This is a genomic window from Candidatus Hakubella thermalkaliphila, assembly GCF_013281975.1.
In the GTDB taxonomy this organism is placed as follows: Bacteria; Actinomycetota; Humimicrobiia; order Hakubellales; family Hakubellaceae; genus Hakubella; species Hakubella thermalkaliphila.
In genome coordinates this window covers 1-2,496 of sequence record NZ_BLRZ01000181.1, presented here as the reverse complement: position 1 = coordinate 2,496, position 2,496 = coordinate 1, and the positions used below count along the sequence as shown (strand labels likewise).

Sequence of the window (2,496 nt, the reverse complement as noted above, 5' to 3'; positions counted from 1 at the left end):
GGAGATATTCATAAGGGCAGAGGAAGACCTAGTTCGATTGGTTTGGTCTTTCATGCATGAAGATGAAACGATTATCTGTCCCTTTCCGGAGCGAAAATACGAAGTCCTTCACCTCGCTACTCTTTGCAAAGTACGGGTAGGTCCAGAAGGAGAAATCTATAAGCTCGCTAAATCATTTCAGAAAAAGGGAGGACTTTTAGCTAAAGATGCCATTCATCTGGCGTGTGCCTGTTATATGGACGCCGATTTTTTCCTGACCTGTGATGATAGACTAATCAAGCAAGCTAAACGATTGAAGCTTGAGATAGTGGTCATGAATCCGGTAGATTATATTAGACAGGAGGTGACCTATGGAGAAGACAAAGATAATGGATGACACAGAAATAAGGATTAGTGGAATAGAAGCCTTAAGCAAGGCTCTTGGCCCCGCTACTGCCCTCAGATTCCTCACTCTGCTTCACCGTGAACCTACCGATTATGTAGAAATCTCTCGGCGGCTGTATGAGGGACAGACAATAGACGAGATATTTGACAGGGCAAAAAAGCAGTGGAGGGGATAGTCGTAGATAAACGAAACAGGTTCGGATTATTTCCGATTTTGGAGGCATAGCAGAGGGACGCTTCTTTTCTCTAAACGTAACATAATTAATGGTAAATCTTCACTTACAACAGGCAATCTTAGAAGTGATTGAAAACCAGCTCCGGGCCAATGACCCCCCAGAGACTCGGCAGACCCTTGACCGTCTTCTCGCCTCCGGCTACTCAAGGGAAGACGCCCTGAAGTTAATTGGCCAGGCTGTTGTAACAGAGATATGGGAGGTCATGAGCCAGGGCAAACCCTATGACGCCAAAAGATATATCAAGGCTTTGAACAAGCTTAAGTAGCAGACAAAAAAGAAGCGTCTTAAGTAAGGGGGAGCCATGAGCAAAAAGTCAAAGAAGAAAAACCGCAAGCACATCAAACCAGAATCCGACTCCATACCGTCTTTTCCGGATCGGCGGGCTATGGAGAAAACCCTGGCTGACATTGGAAGGTTGCTTCGTGAAAGAGAGTTTGAATCTATCGACGAGGCAAACACCTCCATTGAGGAAGTACTTGCTTCAGGAGAAATTCCGCCGCCTCCAGCACAGACCCCACTCGAGCAGGCCCAAGAGCTCATGTATCAGGCCTGGGATTCCTCTGGGAAGCGGAGAATAGAGCTTGCCCGTCGTGCCCTCAAGATTTCCGAAGATTGTGCTGACGCTTACGTGCTTCTAGCAGAGGAGGCAGCTTCTACTTTGGCCGAAGCCAAGTATCTGTACCAGCAGGGGGTACAAGCTGGAGAACGCGCTCTAGGTGAGAAAGCCTTCGGGGAAGATGCTGGCCACTTCTGGGGAATCCTTGAGACCCGCCCTTACATGCGGGCCAGAGCTGGGCTCGCTCAGTGTCTTTGGATGCTTGGGGAACGCGATCAAGCTATAGAACATTTTACTGATATGCTTCGCCTGAACCCAAATGACAATCAAGGTATCCGCTACATTCTGGCGACCTACCTCCTGGAAGAAGGAAAGGATGAAGCTCTTGAAAAACTTCTGGCCCAATATAAGGACGATTGTGCGGCCGCCTGGTACTACACCTGGGCTATCTGGACTTTTCGTCGTGAGGGGGCAAGCAAGAAGGCGAATTCCAGGCTTAGAGAAGCCCTAAAACAGAATCCTTTCGTGCCGGCCTATCTTCTTTCAAAGAAGCGCTTACCCAAGCGTTTACCGCAGTACATAGGTTTTGGAGACGAAAGCGAGGCTGTGGATTATGCTTCTGGTGCTCTTGAGGCGTGGCGAAAGACTCCTGGTGCTCTGGGGTGGCTGGAAGACATTACTGAAGAAAAGTCCAAGGCCGCCTATTTATTCAGAGTGGAATTAGACTGGGACCAAGATGTCTGGCGGAAAATTGAGATCCTGGGCACACAAACCCTCCACGACCTGCACGATGCGATTCAGGAGGCCTTCGACTGGGATGACGATCATCTTTACGCCTTCTTCCTGAGTAACAAGGCGTGGGATAGAACATCAGAATACGTTCACCCGAAAGCCGACGGCAGAAAGGCGAATAAAGTGCAGATTGCATCCCTTGGTCTTCGGCCCAGAAAAAAGTTCCTGTACATTTTCGATTTTGGAGACGAGTTGAGACACAGAATTCAGTTTCTAGGTCTGCGGTCTGACCCATTGCCAGGCAACTATCCTAGAATTGTTGAATCGCACGGCGAGGCGCCGCCCCAATATCCAGAGATCGAAGACGAGTTCTAGAGGGGATAACTATCTCGTGAGAAATACGCCAAGCCTTAGAAACACCAAAAAGTTGTCGGAGCAAAGCAAGAAATGGAGATTGCCAGAGCAAGCGAATCTTCTCTAAAGACAGGGGTGCAGGAGGTCTTTCAGTGAAAAAGGTTCCACTTAAAAAGCTGAAAGTAGATCTGGAAGAGATTGGCCTATGCATGGAGAACCAGGAGCGCTTTGAGA

4 protein-coding genes are annotated in these 2,496 nt (G+C 48.5%); all 4 read left to right on the top strand.

From position 1 onward, the window contains the following. A partial coding sequence (locus HW443_RS10600; protein WP_219853947.1) for a PIN domain-containing protein occupies positions 1-376 on the top strand: 376 nt, incomplete at its 5' end. After that, positions 351-560 (top strand): hypothetical protein, encoded by a 210-nt coding sequence (locus HW443_RS10595; protein ID WP_176231493.1) that lies wholly within the window; start codon positions 351-353, stop codon positions 558-560. The genes HW443_RS10600 and HW443_RS10595, both read left to right, overlap by 26 nt. A 124-nt stretch (positions 561-684) precedes the next feature. After that, positions 685-885, top strand: a complete 201-nt coding sequence (locus HW443_RS10590) for a hypothetical protein (RefSeq protein WP_219853946.1) — start codon at positions 685-687, stop codon at positions 883-885. 36 nt (positions 886-921) lie between these two features. Next, entirely contained in the window at positions 922-2,283 is a 1,362-nt protein-coding gene (locus HW443_RS10585; protein ID WP_176231491.1) for an IS1096 element passenger TnpR family protein, read from the top strand. Positions 2,284-2,496 lie beyond the last annotated feature (213 nt).